The sequence below is a fragment of the Streptomyces sp. NPDC051133 genome (genome assembly GCF_040682635.1).
Classification (GTDB): domain Bacteria; phylum Actinomycetota; class Actinomycetes; order Streptomycetales; family Streptomycetaceae; genus Streptomyces.
In genome coordinates, this window is record NZ_JBFBBK010000021.1 from 42,157 (window position 1) to 60,137 (window position 17,981).

The window sequence follows — 17,981 nt, forward strand, 5'->3', positions numbered from 1 at the left end:
CGCCGGCGCGGTCACGACGCCGGCGAACGCCGCCCGCGTGATGTGAGCCGAGCCGCCTACGTCGCCGATGTCGTGGCCGTAGGAGAACAACTCGGCCTGCAGGGGCCCGTTCTGGTGGGCCGGTCCCTGTGGCGGCCACACCGCCATGCTCACCGCAGCCGCGCACCCCGCCCCCTGCCCGAGCGTCGGTGCACGGCGTCATCGCCACACCGAAGAAGCAGGCGGCTCTCATACCGCGGCACGAGAGATCGCTCTACGGCCGCACAACGCGTGCGACTTCGCCGACGGCATGCGCTCGACGCGCGCGCCCGTCGGTGTACCGAACGCGAAGGGGTACCAGTTCTTCCACCGCGGAGCGCTGTTCGGCGTGGCGTTCTGCTGTCAGCCGAGATCGCCCCACCGCCCTTGGCGCAGGCGCAGGATCGTCCTATGCAGCCGATCTTCGTTCTCGTGCACAGTCCGTCGGTGGGTCCCTCGACCTGGCACCCCGTGGCCGAACAGCTGACAGCGGCCGGGTACCAGGTGCGGGTGCCGTCCCTGCTGCACATCGGCGCCGGAGCTCCACCCTTCTGGCCCCGCGTCGCGGACGCCGTCCGCGACGATCTGCGGCAGGTCCCGGCCGGCAGTCCCGTCTCACTGGTGGTACACAGCAACGCAGGCCTGTTTCTCCCGGTGATTCGCTCGGCCCTCGACCATCCGGTGGCCGGCTCCGTCTTCGTCGACGCCGCGCTGCCCGCCCGGAAGGGACCGACCCCCGTCGCCACACCCGAGTTGCTGGAGTTCCTGCGCCCGATGGCCGTGCACGGCAGGCTGCCGCGCTGGACCGATTGGTGGGACGAAGCCGACGTGGCACCCATGTTCTCCGACCCGGTGGTGCGGCAGACGGTCATCGAGGAGCAGCCCACCCTGCCACTGTCCTACTACGAGCAGCACATCCCGGTCCCCGACGCCTGGGACGACCACCCCTGCTCCTACTTGCTGTTCGGCCCTCCGTACGACGGACTTGCCGCCGAGGCGCATGACCGCGGCTGGCGCGTGGCACACCTGCCCGGCGCACACCTCCATCAGATCGTCGACCCCGCCGGTACGGCCCGACACCTCGTCGAACTCGCCACCATGAGTTGATCTTGGCGGACCGAGCGGCTGTGGGCCCGGACACGGGGGCCGACCCGCGGATCGCCGCCCAGATCCACGCCGCTGTCGGGGAGGCCGCCGACGTGGTCAACGTCGGAGCGGGCAACAGTGGTTCCTACGAGCCGCCACGTACGGTCCTCGCGGTCGAACCCAGCCAGGTCATGATCAGCTGTGATGTCGACCGGGGTCGCCGTTTCGAACCGGATGCTCACCGCCCGTCGGCACCGCCTGGCCGCACTCGTCACCGGTGCGGGATTCGCGGGGTACCTGTGGGCCGAACCCGGGCGGACGGGAGCGGCCGACAAGGCGCCGCGCTGGCGAGTTCCGTGCCGAGTTCTGTCCCAAGCATGGTTCGGAGGTGATCGCTGAGGGCACGCGACCCAGTGCGGTAGTCGGCGGCATCACCCCCGACGTCCTCTGCCGACAGCCACTGCCCATGCCTCGTTCCTGGAGTCGTTTCCGTGTCGAAAGTGGACATCGATGCCATCGTCTTCGACGTGCTCGGCACGCTCGTCGACGAACCCGCTGGTATCCGCGCTGCCATTCGCGAACTCGATCCGAAGCTCGGCGCATCCGAGGTCGATGCGCTTCTCGCGCTGTGGCAGCAGCACATCGAAGGCGAGCAGCGGCGTATCGCGGAGGGCCGACGGCCCTATGCCGGCAGTGACGTTCTCGACCAGGAAGCAGCCCGGCGCGTCGCGGATGCCGTGGGTGCCGAACCCGCCTCGGTGAGGAAACTGGCCCTCTCGGGCCGGCGGCTTCCGCCGTGGCCCGACACCGTGGCGGGACTGGACCGACTGGCGAAGAGGTATCCGGTGATAGGCCTGTCCAACGCGAGTCGGCCGTCGCTGCTGGAACTCAGCGCCGGTGCCGGTCTGCGGTGGCATCTTCTCCTGTCCGCGGAGGAGGCCGGGGCCTACAAGCCGGACTCCGCCGTCTACCGACTGGCCGTCGACGCCTCAGGACTGTCTCCCGAACGGCTCCTCATGGTCGCCGCCCATGCCTGGGACCTGCGCGGAGCGCAGGAACAGGGTCTGCGCTGTGCGTATGTCGCCCGGCCCGTGGGCGATCCGCCCACCCCCGACGACGGTTTCGACGTGTACGCCCGCGATCTGACCGATCTGGCCGACCAACTCGACGGTGGGGGAACGCTCCTGGCCTGACCGAGGGGCGATGCCCTTCAGCGGCCTGCGGCCGCCGCTGCGATGTCACTGGCGCGGTTTATGGTGCGGCCATGTCCTTTGCCTTGCCTGATGGCCTCCCCGGCGGCCGGATCCAGTCGTGCGGACCCGGACCGGTGCGTGTGTGGGTCTCGGACGAGTTCCCCCACGACGTCGAGCGGCTCTGGGCCCGCCTGCTCGACGAGCGTGGCGTCCACGGTCTGGTTCCGCTTCTGTGCCGGCCCGATGACCGGTCGAGGCCGCTGAGCCCGGAAGAGGTGGGTGCCGTCCGCTTGGAGGAGAGGCTGGCTGCGGACTTTTCCGAGTACCGGCGCACAAGGCTGCCGTTCTGGAAGGATCCGACGCCCTCCCCGGTCCCGGAAGGAGTGGAACCATGGCCGCACGACCCCGGGCCGCCCTTCGAGCGGTGGCCGGGCCTGGCACCGAAGATGCCGGTGGCCTCCGCGGGCTCCACCCCTGAGGAAGCCTCTTCCGCAACGCTGGTCCGGCTCATCGAGACGGACGTGTACGGGCTGCACGAGTGTCGCCTTGTTCTCGTGCCCGCCTCGCGTGGAAGCGATGCTCTGGCCCTGCTCGGCTGGTCCGCGGACGTACCGCTCCCCTTGCTGTGTGCGCTGCTGCGGAGCTGGGAGGACCGCTTCGGTTCAGAGATCGTGGCGGTCTGCGGCAGCGAACTGCACGTCTCGGTGGCACGACCTCCCCTCGACGCGGAAACCGCGAACCTGCTCGCTCTGGAGCATGTGCTGTCGACGGCGGACAACATCGTCGACGACCCGCCCACCCCGTTCCCCGAGTACGCGGCCGACCTCGTGGGGCGCACCCACTGGTCGTTCTGGTGGGACTAGAGCATCTGACCCGTCTGTTCGGTCGTGCGACCTGTCCCGCGTGGGCGATCCGGGCGGGTGTGTGACGTGGACAGGCGCTCAGCTGTCCGTGCCCTTGGCTCCGTACCGGGGAGAACTCCCCGGTACGGGTGCTATCGTCGGACTTGAGAATGGGGACCGCTCCCCGTTTTGTTTCCAGCGGACGGAAGTTCGCGGTCGTTCACGGGGTAAGGGGAATGCATGTCTGGCACCGCACTCGTGCTCGGCGGCGGCGGACCGGTGGGCGGGGCCTGGTTGACCGGGGTACTCGCCGGACTCACCGAGGCCGGGGTCGATCTCACCGGCGCCGACGTGGTCATCGGTACGTCCGCCGGTGCCGTCTTCGGATCCCGGCTCCTGTCCGGTGTCCCGGCTGTGGAGTTGTACGAGCGCCAGCTCTCCGGCGCAGACGCCGTCCGTCTGCCGGTGACCGTACGCCAGACGGCGCGCTTCCTGTGGGCGGCACTCGGCTCCCGCGATCCTCAGCGATCCGTCGAACGCCTCGCCCGGGCAGCGATGCGCGCCCGCACCGGCCCGGAATCGGAGGTCTTCGACACGGTCGGCGCACTCCTGGGCGACGTGGCCGACTGGCCCGAGCGAGAGCTGAGGATCACCGCGATCGACGCGCGGACCGGACGACTCGAGGTGTTCGACGCGCTCTCCGGGGTGTCGCTCCGCGAAGCGGTCACGGCAAGCTGCGCCGTGCCCGTCGTATGGCCGCCGGTCACCGTGGCGGGGCGACGCTGGATGGACGGTGGCAGTCGTTCGACCGCCAACCTCCAGCTCGCACGCGGGTACAGCCGGGTGCTGGCGGTCGTGCCGATCCCCCAGGCGGTTGGGCCGCATCCGAGCGCCCAGCAGCAGGCCGCGGAGCTGTCCGACGCCGGGGCACGCGTCGTCCTGCTGTCCCCGGACCGTGCTGCGCGCCGCATCATGGGCCGCAACATGACGCACGACACACGCCGCCCGGCGGCGGCCCGCGCGGGCCACGCCCAGGCCCGAGCACTGGCCCCTTCGGTGGCCGAAGTGTGGTGAGGCGGAGGCCGACTGACCACCGCCTCACGGGGCGGGTGTGGCAGGGCATGTCGGCAAGGCCCCACCCGTCGCCCCGTCGCCCCGTCCGACCACAACCTGGCGGACATCGGGACGCTCCGCCCGCTGGCACACGAGCGCATCGTGCACCATGATCAGGCGGCGACGGCCCGGGAAGCGGCGCGCAGCGGCGCGAGTGCGGTGCTCCAGGCGACGACCTGGTCCAGCAGGGTGTCCAGCGCGGCGGCGCTGTGCTCGGCCGGCTTGAGGGTGGTGTAGTTCTCGAACTCGGTCATCAGGGACAGCGTGACCTGGTGGCTCACGGTGGCCATCTGCAGCGCGCCGCAGATCAGCCGCAGTTGTTCGGCTGCCCGCGCGCCGCCGACGACGCCGTAGGAGACGAAACCGGCCGCCTTGCCGTTCCATTCCGCGTAGAGGTAGTCGAGGGCGTTCTTGAGCACCCCGGAAGTGGAGCGGTTGTATTCGGGGGTGACCATGACGAACCCGTCGAACGAAGCGATCGTGGCCGCCCACTCCCGCGTGTGCGCATGCTGGTAGTCACCGTGCATGGCACCCAGCGGTTCGTCCAGGTGGGGAAGCGGGTGGTCGCGCAGGTCGATCACCTCGAACTCGGCGTCCGTGCGGCGCGATGCGGTGTCATGGACCCATGAGGCGACCTGTTCGCCGTTGCGGTTGGGGCGCGTGCTGCCGAGGATGATGCCGATCCTGATCATGTCCGATTCTCCCGTCCTGTCTGTGGTGACACCTGTGGTGCGACTTGTGGTGCGCTCGTGGTGCAGCGTGTGGCGCGGCGAAGCCGTCAGCGGGCGTCCGCGTGGCGCTCGGGCACGAAACCCGTCAGGGGGCTCTCGTCGAGGTAGCGGATCTCGTAGACGCGTTCGGCGAACCTCCAGCCGTCCGGGGTGCGCCGGTAACGGTCGTGGTAGATGGCGTAGTTCACCCCGGACCGGCCGTCCCGGCCGCGTCCGACCTCGGACATGTACGCACGGCCGGACGCGGTGTCACCGTCGAACCGGATCACGCCCGGATGCGTGTTCTGTACCAGGAACTCCACGAAATCCGGCACCCGTCGGCCCCAGACCCGGATCTGGTCCCGGCCGAACATCTCGGCGGGGATGTCGGGCATCCGCCACACGCCGTCCACTGTGAACAGCGACGCGACACGGTCGTAGTCACGCATCATCACCGCGTCGGTGAACTCACCGCGCAGCGCCTCTATCTCGACCCGGTCCGCGATCGCCTGCAAGCCGTTCATCGGTTCCTCCCTGTCCCATCCACGGGGGATGCTGTGCCGGTCTCAGCTCTACGACGGCGCAGCTCCCGGAAATGTCAGGCGGGACGCCGGCCTCACATTCCGGTGCGCTGTCCCGTCGAGTTGGTGAGTGCACACGACCGAGGCAGGCAAGGGGAGTGCAGGACCATGACCACCGGAGACGATCAGAGCCTGGGCGCGATCATGAGCGAGAGGCGGCAGCTGATCAATCTCGCCTACCGGCTGCTGGGCTCGCTGGCCGAGGCCGAGGACGCCGTCCAGGAGACCTACGCGCGCTGGTACGCCATGTCCCGGCAACAGCAGGACGCCATCGAGGTCCCCGGCGCCTGGCTGACGAAGGTCGCGGGCCGCGTCTGCCTGGACCTGCTCGGCTCGGCACGGGCCCGGCGCGAGCGTTACGTGGGTGAGTGGATCCCCGAGCCGCTGCCCGAACCCACCCAATGGACCACCGGGCCGGCAGGCGGTGCCACGGCCGACCCCGCCGACCGGGTGACCCTCGACGAGTCGGTCAACATGGCCTTCCTCGTCGTGCTCGAATCGATGACCCCGGCCGAACGCGTCGCGTTCATCCTGCACGACGTCTTCCGGTACTCCTTCGCCGAAGTCGCCGAGATCGTCGGCCGCACACCGGCGGCCTGCCGTCAGCTGGCCTCCTCCGCCCGCCGCCGCATCGGCGCCTCCGGGACGCGCACGACACCGGCGGCCCACCAGGCCGGCCTCGTCAGAGACTTCAAACAGGCGTGGCAGGCCAAGGACATCAGTGCCCTCATCGGCCTTCTCGACCCCGACGCCACGGTCGTGGCCGACGGCGGCGGCCTCACCCAGGCCTCGCTCCACCCGGTCGAGGGCGGCGAGCGGATCGCGCACTACCTGGCCGGCCTCTTCGCCAAGGCGTCCGGCACCCTGGCCGTAGTGGAGCGCACGGTCAACGGTCGTCCCGGCCTGATCGCGCAGCAGGACGGTCGCACCGTGGCGGTGTACGCGTTCGACGTCGCGGGCGACCGGATCACCCACATCTGGGCCGTACTCAACCCGGAAAAACTCCGCCCCTGGACGACGGGCTGACACGCGTCGGCCGTGGGCGGCCCGCCGCCGCCCGGCGGTCGTCACGACTGCCGGGCAGCGCCGGGCGCGGCGCCGAGGCGGGGGCGTCCGGCTACCGCAGGTCGATGACCGTGCGCAGCTTCCCGCTGGTCGCCGTGCGCTCGAAGGAGTCCCTCGGGACGGTCTCCACCGACAGGGCCAGGAGGCCTTCCGCTACGGCGGAGGTCAGTTCCGGGACCTCGGCGGTGAGCGCCTCGCGTGCGGCGCCGGCGTCACCCGCGTACTGCTCGTCCAGCCGCACCGTCAGCTCTTCCCGGTCGGTGCCAGGGGCGATCAGCAACTGCACCTCGCCGTGGTAGGCGAGCCGCTCCTGCGCGGCCTGCAGGATGCGCCGGTAATTGACGAAGTACGTGCCGACGCGCACCACGTCGCCGTAGCGTCCCAGCAGTTCCAGACGAGGTACGTGGCTGCCGCACGCGCACGGGCCCTGCACGGCGCGTCCCAGGTCACCGATCTCGTAGCGCTCCAGCCGCTGTCCGGACCGGGCCCGGGAGGTGAAGACCAGCCGTCCCGGTTCGCCCGGCGCCACCGGCCGGTCCTGGAGCGGATCGAGGATCTCCAGGGTGTGCAGATCGGTCAGCACATGGTGGACCGAGCCCTCGCAGGCCGTGCACTGGTAGCCCAGCGGCCCCAGGTCGGTGCTGCCGTACGCGGCGGACCGGATCGTCTCGACCCCGAACTCCTCGTGCAGCACCCGGCGTTGCTCGGCGGAGAAGTGCTCACCGCCGTAGAACACCTTCCGGACCCCGCCATAGGCACGCAGCCGGTCCGCCTCCGCGTGGAAGAGCTGCCACAGGTACGACGGCATGCCGAAGACGGTGTCCACCCGGTGGGTGACGAGAGCCTCCGCCACCACCGTGTGGTCGGGACCCGCGGCCATCGGGATCTGGGTGGCGCCCAGCCGCTCCAGGATGGAGAAGAAGCTGATGAAGCTGCCGTACATCCCGCCGCAGTAGAACAGGTTGGCCGCCCGGTCGTGGGCCGGGGAGAATCCGGCGGCGAGCAGCCCGTGGGCCGCCGCGCGCATCTGGTTGTCGTAGTCGTCGCAGGTGAACACCGACAGGGCGGGCGCGCCGGTGGAACCTCCGCTGCGGAAGTACAGCTGCGCGTGGCGCGCGTCCAGCGTGGCCAGCGCCCGCTGCACGCCCTCCTTGCCCAGCAGGGGCGCGTCCGGGGCCGGGGGCAGCACCGGGGGCGCCACCAGGTCGTCCAGGCAGGCGACGTCACCGAAGCCGGAGCCGGGTGCGCGGACGCCGACCCGGCGGCTGTAGCGCTGCAACGCGTAGACGCCGTCGTGCGGTTCGCCGTCGTAGCCGTCCAGCATGGAGCCGACCGGCGTGACGCGGGTGACGCCCGCCGCGAACAGGGCGCGGGACAGCTCCGCCACGTCGGCGCGCCCGCCTGCGACGGCGGCGGTCTGGAGGTAGCGGCGCATCGGACGCAGCGTCGAGGTGACGGCGGTGCGGGGCAGCGGCTTCACCCGGACGCTGCGGTGCAGCGGGGAGGCGTCGAGTGCGGGACGGGTGTCCGCGAGCACCCGCCAGGAGCCGTCCTCGGCGGCGAACACGCGGGTGAGACCGAGGTGTTGCTCTAGCCGCGCGAGCTGCTGCACGGTGGTGATCTCCGCCTGCTCGGCGGTTCCGGGCCGCGGCGCGGGGCGGGCGTCGGACACCTTCGACAGCCGCTCGGCGAACCGTCCGGCGAAGGCGAAGAGTTCTTCCCGGTCCTCGGTGTCCAGGTAGACGACCTGGGGGCTGGAGCACGCCTGCTGTTCCAAACGGCAGACGTCCTCGGCGAGGGCGTCGAGTAGCGTGTCGTCGGCGGCGGCGCCGGGCGTCAGGTAGGCGAAGGAGATCCGGTGGCCCCACTCGACCACGCGGCAGCCGGGCGGCGCCAGTTCGCCCACGGCGCGTACGGCGTCCTCGCCACCCCACACGGCGATCGCGTCGGCCTGCCCGCACAGCGTCTCGAGCCAGTCCCGGCGCGACGACGCGAAGCGCAGCACGACGACGCGTTCGGCGATCAGACCGGTCGCGTCGGCCGCGCCCAGCGCGGCGAGCACCTCCCCGGCAAGCGCGGTGTCGGCGCTGCCGGTCTTCAGGACGTTGAGGTTTCCGGCGAGCAGACCCTCGACGACGCTGAGCGGTGCCACGGCGGCGGCGTTCGACGGGGCGATGTGCACCAGCAGGCCCACCGGCGCCCACGCTTCGAAGACCGTCTCCCGGGCGTCCGGCCGGGTCAGCCGCTCCGGGCGCAGCCCGCCGAGCTCCCGGCGCAGCTTGCGCTCCAGCGCCTGCCGGGTCAGGGCCGCCGCCAGCTCCGCCAGGACGGACGCGGCCTCACCGCCGGGCAGGTGTCCGGCCACACGGCCGTACAGGTCCGAGGCGGGATCGGCGAGGTCATCGGCGACGGCCGCACAGGCACCGAGGACCACCTCGGTCGGCAGGGGGCGCGCGAGGATCCGACCGGCCGACTCGGACAGCCCGGCGAGCCGCCGTCCGGCCTCGGCGTCGTCGATCCACTCGCCCTGCCAGAGGTGAAGTACGGAGGAGGTCACGACATTCCCTTCAGGAGTTCGGCGGCGGCGACCGCGCAACTGCGGTTGCGGCTCACTCCGGCACGGCCGTGCACGGTGAACCAGTCGGTGGACGACGGGCACGGGCACTCGTCGCCAGGGTGCAGCGAGGCCAGGTCGCCCATCACGACGCTGTGCGCCGGCACGGAGGTGATGTACGGGCTGACCAGGTGCAGGAAGCCGGGCTCCCCGTACGGCAGCGGGCGCAGGGTCCCGGTGTCGCGGACCGCCGCCCGGGACCAGACCGGCACGTGCAGCCGGTGGTACGCGCACTCGACGTACGGCACGCAGTGCTCGACGGAGCCGAAGGTGTCGCGGATGCGGTCGCCCGGGATGCCGAGGCGTTCGGTGACCTCGGCGTAGAACGCCTCCTTGCCGATCTTCCGGTCGGCGTGGCCCTTCCAGCCGCCGCCGAGGATCACCAGCGACCCCGCCGGCAGCCGCAGCGGCTCCAGCCCCATCGCCCGCATCCGCTCCAGGGTGAAGTACAGGAAGGCCGGGAACCCCAGGATGCGCACCGGTACGTCGTCCTGCGCGTACCGCCGCAGTGCCGCGATGCAGCCGTGCACGTCGAACTCGTGGCCGCTGCCGGTGTGCCGCAGCGCGTGCGTGGTGTGCCGGGCCGGGGCGAAGTCGCACAGGTAGTTGTCGGTGAAGGACGTCCCCAGCTTCAGCGACGGCGCCGGCTCGTAGCTGTACAGCAGGTAGTTGACGGGCTGGTCGGGGGTGATCCAGCCGTAGTGGTCGAAGATCCGGGCCACCATGCGCTGCGCCGAGCGGATGGTCCACTCGTCGAAGAACATCTGCGACTTCTGACCCGTGGTGCCCGACGAGGTCAGGTGCAGGAACACCTCGTCGCGGGGGACGGAGAGCACTTCGTGACGCTTGAAGAAGGCGGCCGGCAGCAGCGGGGCGCGCACTCCGGCGCCGACGGCGGGTGCGGGTTCCTCGGGCGAATCCTCAAGCAGGGCGGCGAAGAAGGAGGAACGGCCGGCGTGCCAGGCGTTGGTCTCGGCCATGGCGGCGGCGAACAGTTCGTCGGTGGCGGGGCCGGACGCGTACGGCTCGGCCAGGTCGCACAGCCGCTGCACGTGGCCGAGCGCCGCCGGGTCGGGGACCTCGACGTCGGCGAGATGGGGGTTCATCGGGACACCTCGTGAAGGGGCAGGTAGGTGGTGGTCCAGGCGCTCAGGTAGGCGCCGAGGTAGGGCTGGAGCAGCGGGCTGACCGCCGTCGTACGGAAGTCGATCTGGCGGCTCGTACGGGACAGCACCACGTAGTCGTGAAGCCGGTCGCCGATGCGGCGCATCGCCGGATAGACCGCGCTCGGTACGAAGCCGGAGGCGAGGAAGACGTCGAGGGCCTCGGTGTCGGCGAGGGGCAGCAGCGTCTCGGCGTAGTCCGCGCCGGCCCGGGTGACCGTGGTCATCAGTGTCTCCAGCGCGCCGCTGACCGCGGCCGGACGCGGATGGACGGCGACGAGGGCGCAGCTGCCGGCGACGGGATCGAGGTCGGCGTACGCCTCGAAACCGCCGTCGGCGGCCACCAGGAGCGCGTTGGGCGTGTGCAGCGGGAAGAAGCGGTCGCCCGCGTCGGGAAAATGCTCCAGGAACCGGCGGCGCACGAACGCCGGCGCGGAGATCAGCTCGATCGGCTCGGCACCGGGTGCCGCGCGCGGCGCGGTCCGGGCGGGCAGGGAGCGGATGCCGGCGTAGTCGATGCCGACGCCCGTGCGGGCGGCGGACAGCAGCGCCGTCAGGCGTTCGGGGACGTGCGGCACGGCAGCCCGGCGGGCCAGCACGCCGTCGGCGTAGCGGGCGAACAGCGCGAGGGTCTCGCAGCCCTCCACCTCGACGGCGTTGGGCAGCAGGCCCAGCGGCCTGAAGCCGTTGCGCACGACGACGTGCTGCGGGCCCTCGGTGACGACCCGGACGGTGGCGTACACCGAGTCGAGCCGGCCGGTGGCGAAGGCCTCGGCGCAGACCGCGCCGGTCAGCCGGGAGGCCAGCCCGCCGCCGCGGTGGCCGGGATGCACCGCGAGGCCCAGCAGTTTGCCGATACGGCTGCCCGGATCGGTCTGCACGACCGCGGAGCCGACCAGCGCACCGCCGGGCGTGCGGGCGGTGAGCCAGTGGGCGGTGCCGCCGGTGATCAGCCGTCGCATGACGGCCGGGTCGCTGCCCAGCGGCACGGGATAGCCGTGCCCGTACACGTCGAAGTACAACTGCCGCAGGTGGGCGATGTCCTGGACGGCGGCGGGGGAGAGGACGACGCTCATGACGGCTCTCCTGCCGCAGCGAGAGCCGGTGCGGCGTCGGCGGGAGCCTGCGCCCCGTCGCCGCCGGCCCGTCCGCACAGCCACCACAGCGCCAGCGCCACCGGCACCAGACCGGCACCCTGCACCAGGCAGAGGGAGCGGGCCGTCAGGTGATCGCCCAGTACCCCGAAGACGAGGGAGGACAGGGGGAAGGTGGCACCGAGCAGCGCCTGCATCACCGCGAAGAACCCCGGCTTGTCTCCGGCGGGGACCATGCGCTGGAACAGCGCCACGAACCGGACCCCGATCACACCGACGCACCAGCCGACGGCGCCGAGCGCACCGAGCGCGACCACGCGGTCGGCGACCAGGCCCGGCAGCGCGAGGGCCACCGCCATCACGGCCAGGCACACACTGCCGACGGCGACCGGACGCCCCGGCAGACGGGCACCGGTGAAGGACCCGACGAGCGTGCCCGCGCCGAGCGCCGCCTCCAGCAGGGCGACGGTGGAACCGGTGGAACCCAGGACACCCCGCGTGTACAGCGGCATCACGACGTAGACGGCCGTGGTGAACACGTTGGCGGCGGCGAAGCAGAGCAGGGCCCGGCGGATGAACGGCAGGGACGCCAGGATCTGACGCAGGGTCCGCCGCCGCGGTGCCGGGTCGCTCGCCGGGTCCTGCTCCGGAGCGGCGGCACGCGGGAAGCGGACCGAGACGATCAGCAGGGCGGCGAGCAGATAGGCGGCCGCACAGCAGGCGATGACACCGGACAGGGCGCCCGAGTCGACCACGAGCGGGCCCAGCAGTCCACCGGCGAGCCCGGCGACCGACTGCGTGGACAGCTCGAAACCGGTGGCCGCCTCGATGTCGGCGTCCTGCACCAGCTCGGGCACCGATGTCGTCAGGCACGGGTCGAAGACCGCCTGACAGGCCGCCAGCGCCAGCCCCACCGCGAAGACCGCGGCCATGGGCAGCGCCCCCGCCCGCTCCGCCACGGCGGCGGCAGCGGCCACCGCGCCCGCCACTCCCGCCGCACCGGCCAGCACCGTCCGGTGTGCCCAGGCCGCGACGATCCGCGCGACCGCGGGGGCGAGCGCGACCGCGGGGAGTGTGCTGACCATGAGGAACAGCCCGGAGTCGAAGCCGCGATGACCGCCGCCGCTCGCGAAACCGACGAGCCACCAGACGGCGCCGACCTGGAACATCCGGCTCGCCGCCTGGGTCAGCAGCTGGCCGGCCCAGACGCGGCCGAAGGCGGGGTTGCGCAGTACGAGGGGCCGGCGGCCGGCCCGCGGCACCCGCCCGCTCACGACAGGGGCCGTTCGTCGACGACCCGGACGAGCTTGCCGGAACGGGAGTTGACGGCCAGGTCGCGGTGGTGCGCGCACTCGACGACGAGCGGGTTCACATGCCCGGCGGCCACGGCGCTGCCGTACAGCGGTCGCTGGATGAGGATCGCAGCGGTGACTCTGTCCGCCAACTGCGATGCCGGGCGGCCGGGTTCGCCGACCGCCAGGCGCAGCACGAGTCCGTCCCGGCCGCCCTCGCGGCGCACGACGAGCTGCAGTCCGGTCACCTCGCCGGCCGTGTCGGCGGCCGTGACGATGTCGTGGACGTCCTGGGTGTGCAGGGTCACCGGGCCGACCCGCACACCCTCCTCGGCGCGGCCGAGGATACGGAAGACACCGGCGTCCCGGTCCACCCACTCGGCCTGGTCGCCGACCGGGTAGCGCAGGACGGGCATCAGCCGTCTGCGCAGGTCGGTGACGACGAGCCGCCCCGGCACGCCGTTCTTCCCGACGAGGCCGTCCTCCTCGTCGACGATCTCGACCACCGTGTGGGGCGTGAAGGCCCGGTGGACCCGCGGGTCGTCTCCGGGCACCGCCTCACCCAGCAGTCCCGCGTCGACGCTCGCATAGCCCAGCGAACGAGCCTGCGCGTTCGGGAACGCGGCCTTGAAAAGCGGAAGTTGGTCACCGAAGAGACACTCCCCGCCGAAGAACAGCAGCTCCACGTCCGGCAGGGTCCGGCCTGCGCTCACGAGGCGCTCGGCGAGCGCGCACAGTGTGGTCGGCGTGCCGGCGACTACCTGGACGCGGAACTCCTCCAGGGTGGCCGCCGTGGAATCCCAAGGAGCGGCGCCGCCGATGGGCAGGCGTACGTTGGCCACGGGAGACCGGTGCAGTGAGTCGAGGACGAAGGTGAAGCTGGCGTACAGGTCACCGGCGTAGAAGAGGTCGGCCACCCGGTGTCCGGGCCGCAGACCGGCGTTGACGATGCCGGCGCCGAACGCGGTCGTGAACTCCCGCCATTCGGCACGGGTGTAGTAGGAGAACTTCGGCGACCCCGTGGTGCCACCGCTGCGGAAGACGACGGCCTCCTCCAGCGGCGCGGTCAACAACGTGTTGCCCTGCGGGGAGTTGGCCCGCCAGAAGTCCGCCTGAGGTACCACCGGAAGATCGGTGAGGTGCGCCACACGGCCGGGAAGGTGGGCGTAGAGATCCCGGTAGAAAGGCGAGTTGTGGCGCGCGAAGCGTATGAGCTCCGCCAATGGTTGAACGGGCATCAATTCCTGCTCGAAGGCGTGAAACGTCGGCGGGAAAGGCCGACGGCGGTACGACGAGTCGGGCTGCTCCGGAAAGGAGGCGAGCCGCGTCGTTGACGTATGAATCAACGGTGCACCCGTACGAACGGGGTGCCCGGAGCAGAAGGATATCTCAGAATCCGGGACGGACTTGCGCCCCAACTAGGCGTGTGAGCAGCGGAACTTCGCAGCGCGCGGGGATGTGATCCGACTGCTTTCGGTTCCCGCGGAAAAGGAGATCGCTGTCACATGGGAAGGGCTTCCATAAGTAATTGTTGAGTGCCCCTCAAGAGGGTTTTATGGCGCTGGCTCAAGGGCCTTCCCGGTGCGCGGGGGTGTTTCTCCTGGCCGCCGCGACCGGGGCTGGTAGGCTCCCGTTCGCGATCACGAACATGATCATCAGTGGGGGAAGGCGGAATGGGGGCCCGTGCGCACGATTGCCATGGCCAGGGCACTGGCGGGTTTGCTGACCGGAGCCGCGCTCGCCGGGTGTGCGGCAGGCAGCGGCGGTGCGGGAAAGTCAGCGGCCGACCTGCTCGACGAGGCCAACCACACGATGCGCGCACTGCGTTCCGTGACCGTGGAGTCGACCAACTCGGCGGCCGACGGCACGGTCACGACACGCCTCAAGACCGATCTGAAGAACCGGTGCAGTGCGAAGACCACCTGGGCCGAGCACGGCAGCCTCGAACAGATCAGGATCGGTGCGACAGACTACGTCCGCCCGGACGAGACCTACCTCGAGAACTGGAGCGGCCGTAAGATCGCCGGCCTCCGGCTGAATCACTGGGTGAAGGAACCCGCTGGCGAGGCACGGCCGGGCGACGGACTGGCCGCGTGCACCTGGACGTTCGCCTCGTTCGGCAAAGCGGAGAAGGGAAGGACCACCCGCATCGACGGCCGGGAGGCGGTCGCGCTGAACGTCACGGACGCGGCGGACAAGGCGGGGACGTACACCTTCTACGTGGCCACCGAGGGTAAGCCGTACCTGCTGAGGACCGTCTACAAAGGCGGCGGAAACGCCACCACCACGGCATTCAGCGCGTTCGACGAGCCGTTGGATGTCCGGCCTCCCGCACCGGCGGGAGTGCTGGAATCAGGCCAAGATGCGGGGTAGTACGGCCCCGCCCGCCGCTGTCGATGCTCCAGTCGCCGGCGCCGGCGAACGTCCCGTCCGAGTGCGCTCAGTCGATGCAGAACTCGTTGCCCTCGATGTCCAGCATCGGGATGCACGCGTCATTGCCGTCATACAGCGTTCGCACGTGCACCGCGCCGAGCGGGACCAGCCGCGCACACTCGGCCTCGAGTGCGGCGAGGCGCTCTTCCCCCACGAGACCGGTGCCGACCCGCACATCGAGATGCACCCGGTTCTTGACGGCCTTCCCTTCGGGGACCCGCTGGAAGTACAGCCGCGGGCCCACTCCTGAGGGATCTACGCAGGCGAACCATGCGTCCCGCTGCTCAGGTGGCTGCGAACGATTGAAGTCTTCCCACGTGGCAAACCCCTCCGGTGGCGGTGGTACGACGTACCCCAACACCTCGCACCAGAAGCGAGCGAGGCGCTCTGGTTCCGCGCAGTCGAAGGTGACTTGGAACTTCTTGATCGCTGACATCGGCGCACCTTAGCAGGGGACTCCGCCGCCGCGCGTGCTCCCCGGAGGTGGCGGCGGAGCTGAAGACATGTGGAGTGGTCTACAAGCCGTTGTGGAACACCCCCTCTACCGTTGGCGGCAAGGCGCAACAGGTGTGGGTACGGGAGGTGCGCCCGCACGAGATCACCGCCGCCGTGGCCGTCTGCCCGCACCTGTTCCAAGCCAAGGTGGACAAGGCGTTCGACGTACGTCTCACGGCCGTTGGCAACCGGCTGTCCGCGGTCCGCATCGACAGTCCCGACCTCGACTGGCGGCAGCGGCAATCTCTGATGGAGTGCACGCCGATCGCCGTCCCCGACCAGGTGGCACGCTCGGTGTCCACCTACCTCACCGTCTCCCGGCTCGTCTTCGGCGCTTTCGACTTCGCCGTCACCCCTGCCGGCGACTGGTACTTCCTCGAGTGCAACCCCAACGGACAGTGGGCATGGCAACCCGACTCGATCACCGACGCCATCGCCGGCCAACTCGAAAACGGCCCCGACAGGGATGGCCTCTGACCATGCCGGGCTTCGAGATCACACCGATAGGTACGGTCCGGAACGACCGGACGGACGTCCAGCACACGGACAACGGGGGTGCCGTCCGAAGCACGATCACCATCGACGAGCGCTTCGGCGAGGCCTGCCTGCAGGGTCTGGAGGGCTTCTCCCACGTGGAGGTCCTCTTCGTCTTCGACCGGTTCCCGGAACACGACGACTACCGTGAACCCCGGCCCTACCGCGGCCGCTCCGACCTCCCGCCCGTCGGCATCTTCGCCGGCCGCGGCCCCCGCAGACCGAACCGCATCGGGGTGACGTCCTGCGCCATCGAGTCCGTCCACGGCCGCGAACTGACGATGGTGGGCCTCGACGCGGTCTCGGGAACCCCGGTCATCGACCTGAAGCCGACGATGAAGGAGTTCCAGCCGGTGAACATCGAGCAGCCGGAATCGGTCAGCCGCCTGATGTCGGAGTACTTCCGGCCCTGAGGCGCGCGGCATGGATTCCGGTCATGTGCCGGGCGGGACCGGCGACAATGCGCCGGCAGGCACGGTTCATTCGCCCGCGACGTCCTCGGTCTCCCAGCGCAGCAGGTCGCCCGGCTGGCACGTGAGGACCTCGCAGAGCGCGGCGAGGGTCGCGAAGCGCACCGCCTTGGCGCGCCCGTTCTTGAGCACCGCCAGGTTGGCGGGAGTGATCCCGACGCGTTCCGCGAGCTCGCCCACGGACATCTTGCGTCGGGCCAGCATCACGTCGATGTCGACGACGATCGGCATCAGATCACCTCGTCCAACTCGGCCTGCATCTGGGCCGCTTCGACGTCGCGCGCGACGGCCTGGGTGAGCAGCATCCGCAGCACGAGCACGATGAGCGCGACCCCCAGGATGGCCACGCCGACCCCGCCCATGATGAGGGTGACGCCCGGGTCGTCCCGCTGGCCCGGCGCGTTGATGGCCGTGACCGTGAACCACATGAGGGCCGCCGCCACGATCGCGCCGATCACCCCGTCCACGTACCGGAAGGCGGCGTGGGAGAACACGGTTCCGCGTCGCACCATCGTCACCAGACGCCATACGCAGACCAGAGCGACCTGCGCCGACACCATGCCCAGGATCGTCACCACGCGCAACGGGGTCAGGGGGAGTGACCCGTCCTCCGGGTCGGTGGCCAGTGCCCACACCATCGATGCCTGTACGAACACGGTGCCGGCGAGCACCACCACGAGCACGGCGCGCAGCGCGCGCACTGTCAGCTTTCCCATGACCCACCCTTCCCACGAGTTACGATGGAAATCTATCGAGATTCGATAGGTGGAGCAAGCGCCTCGGGATGGACGAGCATCGAGAGCGCACCGGGCGGGATGACTGCCACGGCGCTGGGGAACATCCTCAGCCGCACCAGCTTCGTGCGGCGGAGCCGGTCGGCTCCGAGATTGCGGTCTCGTCGGCGATGGCGCCGTGTACGTGGCCGTCGTCGTTCTGCCAGACGCCTTCGTCCGTCACCCGGCCACCGGACTCCGCGAGTTCAACCGGAGTGCTTCGGAGAAGACGGCAGGGGTGCGTCGGCGGCGTCGGCCAGTGGGGGGCCGGCGCCGCCGACGACGGCGCGGAGTGGTGAGGTGAGCGTGTCAGGGCACCCCCGTGGTCCTGGCGCGCTGTTCACCGGGCCGTCGAGAGCCCGGTGTCAATGATGCGCGTGTGCGTGACGGGTTGTCCTTCGCCCGGCGTCCACGTCGGTGTGCGTACCGTCCACGGGTGTTCGGTTCGGCTCGTGCCCGCGCGGCTCGTCGCCAACGCCTGTCGCCCGAGGGTGTGTCCGAGAAC

Annotated in this window: 18 protein-coding genes and 1 pseudogene; 9 read left to right on the top strand and 10 right to left on the bottom strand. The window is 70.8% G+C overall.

Going from position 1 to position 17,981, the window contains the following annotated elements; genetic code table 11:
• Positions 1-3 precede the first annotated feature (3 nt).
• The 5 genes and pseudogenes from AB0N17_RS22215 to AB0N17_RS22235 form a co-directional block, all read left to right on the top strand.
• Positions 4-169: pseudogene (locus tag AB0N17_RS22215) on the top strand (alpha/beta fold hydrolase); the annotation flags it as partial.
• 260 nt (positions 170-429) lie between these two features.
• A complete protein-coding gene (locus AB0N17_RS22220; protein WP_366013148.1) occupies positions 430-1,125 on the top strand; it encodes an alpha/beta hydrolase in 696 nt (231 codons plus the stop codon).
• Positions 1,126-1,595: 470 nt separating this feature from the next.
• Positions 1,596-2,297 carry a haloacid dehalogenase type II gene (locus AB0N17_RS22225; protein ID WP_366013149.1) on the top strand — a complete coding sequence of 234 codons (702 nt, stop codon included), beginning with the start codon at positions 1,596-1,598 and terminating at the stop codon, positions 2,295-2,297.
• 71 nt (positions 2,298-2,368) lie between these two features.
• Positions 2,369-3,160: a DUF4253 domain-containing protein gene (locus AB0N17_RS22230; RefSeq protein WP_366013150.1), complete on the top strand. Its 792-nt coding sequence runs from the start codon at positions 2,369-2,371 to the stop codon at positions 3,158-3,160.
• Between the two features lie 219 nt (positions 3,161-3,379).
• Positions 3,380-4,213 (top strand): patatin-like phospholipase family protein, encoded by an 834-nt coding sequence (locus tag AB0N17_RS22235; RefSeq protein ID WP_366013151.1) that lies wholly within the window; start codon positions 3,380-3,382, stop codon positions 4,211-4,213.
• Between the two features lie 152 nt (positions 4,214-4,365).
• Here the strand turns inward: AB0N17_RS22235 and AB0N17_RS22240 are convergent, their stop codons facing one another.
• Together AB0N17_RS22240 and AB0N17_RS22245 are read right to left on the bottom strand one after the other, a co-directional pair.
• Positions 4,366-4,944 (bottom strand): NAD(P)H-dependent oxidoreductase, encoded by a 579-nt coding sequence (locus AB0N17_RS22240; RefSeq protein ID WP_366013152.1) that lies wholly within the window; start codon positions 4,942-4,944, stop codon positions 4,366-4,368.
• Positions 4,945-5,030: 86 nt separating this feature from the next.
• Positions 5,031-5,486 carry a nuclear transport factor 2 family protein gene (locus AB0N17_RS22245; protein WP_366013153.1) on the bottom strand — a complete coding sequence of 152 codons (456 nt, stop codon included), beginning with the start codon at positions 5,484-5,486 and terminating at the stop codon, positions 5,031-5,033.
• Between the two features lie 165 nt (positions 5,487-5,651).
• Between AB0N17_RS22245 and sigJ the strand changes: the two genes are divergently transcribed.
• The gene (gene sigJ / locus AB0N17_RS22250; protein WP_366013154.1) at positions 5,652-6,569 is read left to right on the top strand and encodes an RNA polymerase sigma factor SigJ; all 918 of its coding nucleotides are present in this window, start codon (positions 5,652-5,654) and stop codon (positions 6,567-6,569) included.
• A gap of 91 nt (positions 6,570-6,660) precedes the next feature.
• On the opposite strand, the gene AB0N17_RS22255 is transcribed toward sigJ, so the two are convergent.
• Genes AB0N17_RS22255 through AB0N17_RS22275 form a run of 5 tightly spaced genes read right to left on the bottom strand, consistent with a single transcriptional unit; the run spans position 6,661 to position 14,009 of the window.
• Positions 6,661-9,165: an acyl-CoA reductase gene (locus tag AB0N17_RS22255; protein ID WP_366013155.1), complete on the bottom strand. Its 2,505-nt coding sequence runs from the start codon at positions 9,163-9,165 to the stop codon at positions 6,661-6,663.
• Positions 9,162-10,328 (bottom strand): acyl-protein synthase, encoded by a 1,167-nt coding sequence (locus AB0N17_RS22260; protein ID WP_366013156.1) that lies wholly within the window; start codon positions 10,326-10,328, stop codon positions 9,162-9,164. The genes AB0N17_RS22255 and AB0N17_RS22260 overlap by 4 nt, the downstream gene beginning before the upstream one ends.
• The gene (locus AB0N17_RS22265; protein ID WP_366013157.1) at positions 10,325-11,461 is read right to left on the bottom strand and encodes a GNAT family N-acetyltransferase; all 1,137 of its coding nucleotides are present in this window, start codon (positions 11,459-11,461) and stop codon (positions 10,325-10,327) included. Before AB0N17_RS22265 ends, AB0N17_RS22260 begins: the two co-directional genes overlap by 4 nt.
• Entirely contained in the window at positions 11,458-12,753 is a 1,296-nt protein-coding gene (locus tag AB0N17_RS22270; protein WP_366013158.1) for an MFS transporter, read from the bottom strand. Before AB0N17_RS22270 ends, AB0N17_RS22265 begins: the two co-directional genes overlap by 4 nt.
• Complete coding sequence (locus AB0N17_RS22275; protein ID WP_366013159.1) at positions 12,750-14,009, bottom strand: phenylacetate--CoA ligase family protein; 1,260 nt, start codon at positions 14,007-14,009, stop codon at positions 12,750-12,752. Before AB0N17_RS22275 ends, AB0N17_RS22270 begins: the two co-directional genes overlap by 4 nt.
• A gap of 445 nt (positions 14,010-14,454) precedes the next feature.
• On the opposite strand from AB0N17_RS22275, the gene AB0N17_RS22280 reads away from it, so the two are divergent.
• Positions 14,455-15,144: a hypothetical protein gene (locus tag AB0N17_RS22280; protein ID WP_366013160.1), complete on the top strand. Its 690-nt coding sequence runs from the start codon at positions 14,455-14,457 to the stop codon at positions 15,142-15,144.
• 67 nt (positions 15,145-15,211) lie between these two features.
• Here AB0N17_RS22280 and AB0N17_RS22285 read toward each other — a convergent pair whose 3' ends face one another.
• The gene (locus AB0N17_RS22285) at positions 15,212-15,640 is read right to left on the bottom strand and encodes a VOC family protein (RefSeq protein ID WP_366013161.1); all 429 of its coding nucleotides are present in this window, start codon (positions 15,638-15,640) and stop codon (positions 15,212-15,214) included.
• 74 nt (positions 15,641-15,714) lie between these two features.
• Here AB0N17_RS22285 and AB0N17_RS22290 point away from each other — a divergent pair, with 74 nt between their 5' ends.
• Together AB0N17_RS22290 and AB0N17_RS22295 are read left to right on the top strand one after the other, a co-directional pair.
• Positions 15,715-16,176, top strand: coding sequence for a hypothetical protein (locus AB0N17_RS22290; RefSeq protein ID WP_366013162.1), 462 nt, complete (start codon positions 15,715-15,717; stop codon positions 16,174-16,176).
• 2 nt (positions 16,177-16,178) lie between these two features.
• A complete protein-coding gene (locus AB0N17_RS22295; RefSeq protein WP_366013163.1) occupies positions 16,179-16,646 on the top strand; it encodes an SAM-dependent methyltransferase in 468 nt (155 codons plus the stop codon).
• A 66-nt stretch (positions 16,647-16,712) separates the two neighbouring features.
• Here AB0N17_RS22295 and AB0N17_RS22300 read toward each other — a convergent pair whose 3' ends face one another.
• Positions 16,713-16,934 carry a helix-turn-helix transcriptional regulator gene (locus tag AB0N17_RS22300; RefSeq protein WP_366013164.1) on the bottom strand — a complete coding sequence of 74 codons (222 nt, stop codon included), beginning with the start codon at positions 16,932-16,934 and terminating at the stop codon, positions 16,713-16,715.
• Positions 16,934-17,419: a DUF2975 domain-containing protein gene (locus tag AB0N17_RS22305; RefSeq protein ID WP_366013165.1), complete on the bottom strand. Its 486-nt coding sequence runs from the start codon at positions 17,417-17,419 to the stop codon at positions 16,934-16,936. The genes AB0N17_RS22300 and AB0N17_RS22305 overlap by 1 nt, the downstream gene beginning before the upstream one ends.
• Between the last annotated feature and the right edge of the window lie 562 nt (positions 17,420-17,981).

What these genes read in the sequence shown, in the direction of transcription:
- AB0N17_RS22245 (WP_366013153.1), bottom strand. Translation starts at nt 5,486, where the DNA reads ATGAACGGCTTGCAGGCGATCGCGGACCGGGTCGAGATAGAGGCGCTG.
- AB0N17_RS22260 (WP_366013156.1), bottom strand. Translation starts at nt 10,328, where the DNA reads ATGAACCCCCATCTCGCCGACGTCGAGGTCCCCGACCCGGCGGCGCTC.
- AB0N17_RS22220 (WP_366013148.1), top strand. Translation starts at nt 430, where the DNA reads ATGCAGCCGATCTTCGTTCTCGTGCACAGTCCGTCGGTGGGTCCCTCG.
- AB0N17_RS22240 (WP_366013152.1), bottom strand. Translation starts at nt 4,944, where the DNA reads ATGATCAGGATCGGCATCATCCTCGGCAGCACGCGCCCCAACCGCAAC.
- AB0N17_RS22295 (WP_366013163.1), top strand. Translation starts at nt 16,179, where the DNA reads ATGCCGGGCTTCGAGATCACACCGATAGGTACGGTCCGGAACGACCGG.
- AB0N17_RS22275 (WP_366013159.1), bottom strand. Translation starts at nt 14,009, where the DNA reads ATGCCCGTTCAACCATTGGCGGAGCTCATACGCTTCGCGCGCCACAAC.
- AB0N17_RS22285 (WP_366013161.1), bottom strand. Translation starts at nt 15,640, where the DNA reads ATGTCAGCGATCAAGAAGTTCCAAGTCACCTTCGACTGCGCGGAACCA.
- sigJ (WP_366013154.1), top strand. Translation starts at nt 5,652, where the DNA reads ATGACCACCGGAGACGATCAGAGCCTGGGCGCGATCATGAGCGAGAGG.
- AB0N17_RS22305 (WP_366013165.1), bottom strand. Translation starts at nt 17,419, where the DNA reads ATGGGAAAGCTGACAGTGCGCGCGCTGCGCGCCGTGCTCGTGGTGGTG.
- AB0N17_RS22230 (WP_366013150.1), top strand. Translation starts at nt 2,369, where the DNA reads ATGTCCTTTGCCTTGCCTGATGGCCTCCCCGGCGGCCGGATCCAGTCG.
- AB0N17_RS22235 (WP_366013151.1), top strand. Translation starts at nt 3,380, where the DNA reads ATGTCTGGCACCGCACTCGTGCTCGGCGGCGGCGGACCGGTGGGCGGG.
- AB0N17_RS22265 (WP_366013157.1), bottom strand. Translation starts at nt 11,461, where the DNA reads ATGAGCGTCGTCCTCTCCCCCGCCGCCGTCCAGGACATCGCCCACCTG.
- AB0N17_RS22300 (WP_366013164.1), bottom strand. Translation starts at nt 16,934, where the DNA reads ATGCCGATCGTCGTCGACATCGACGTGATGCTGGCCCGACGCAAGATG.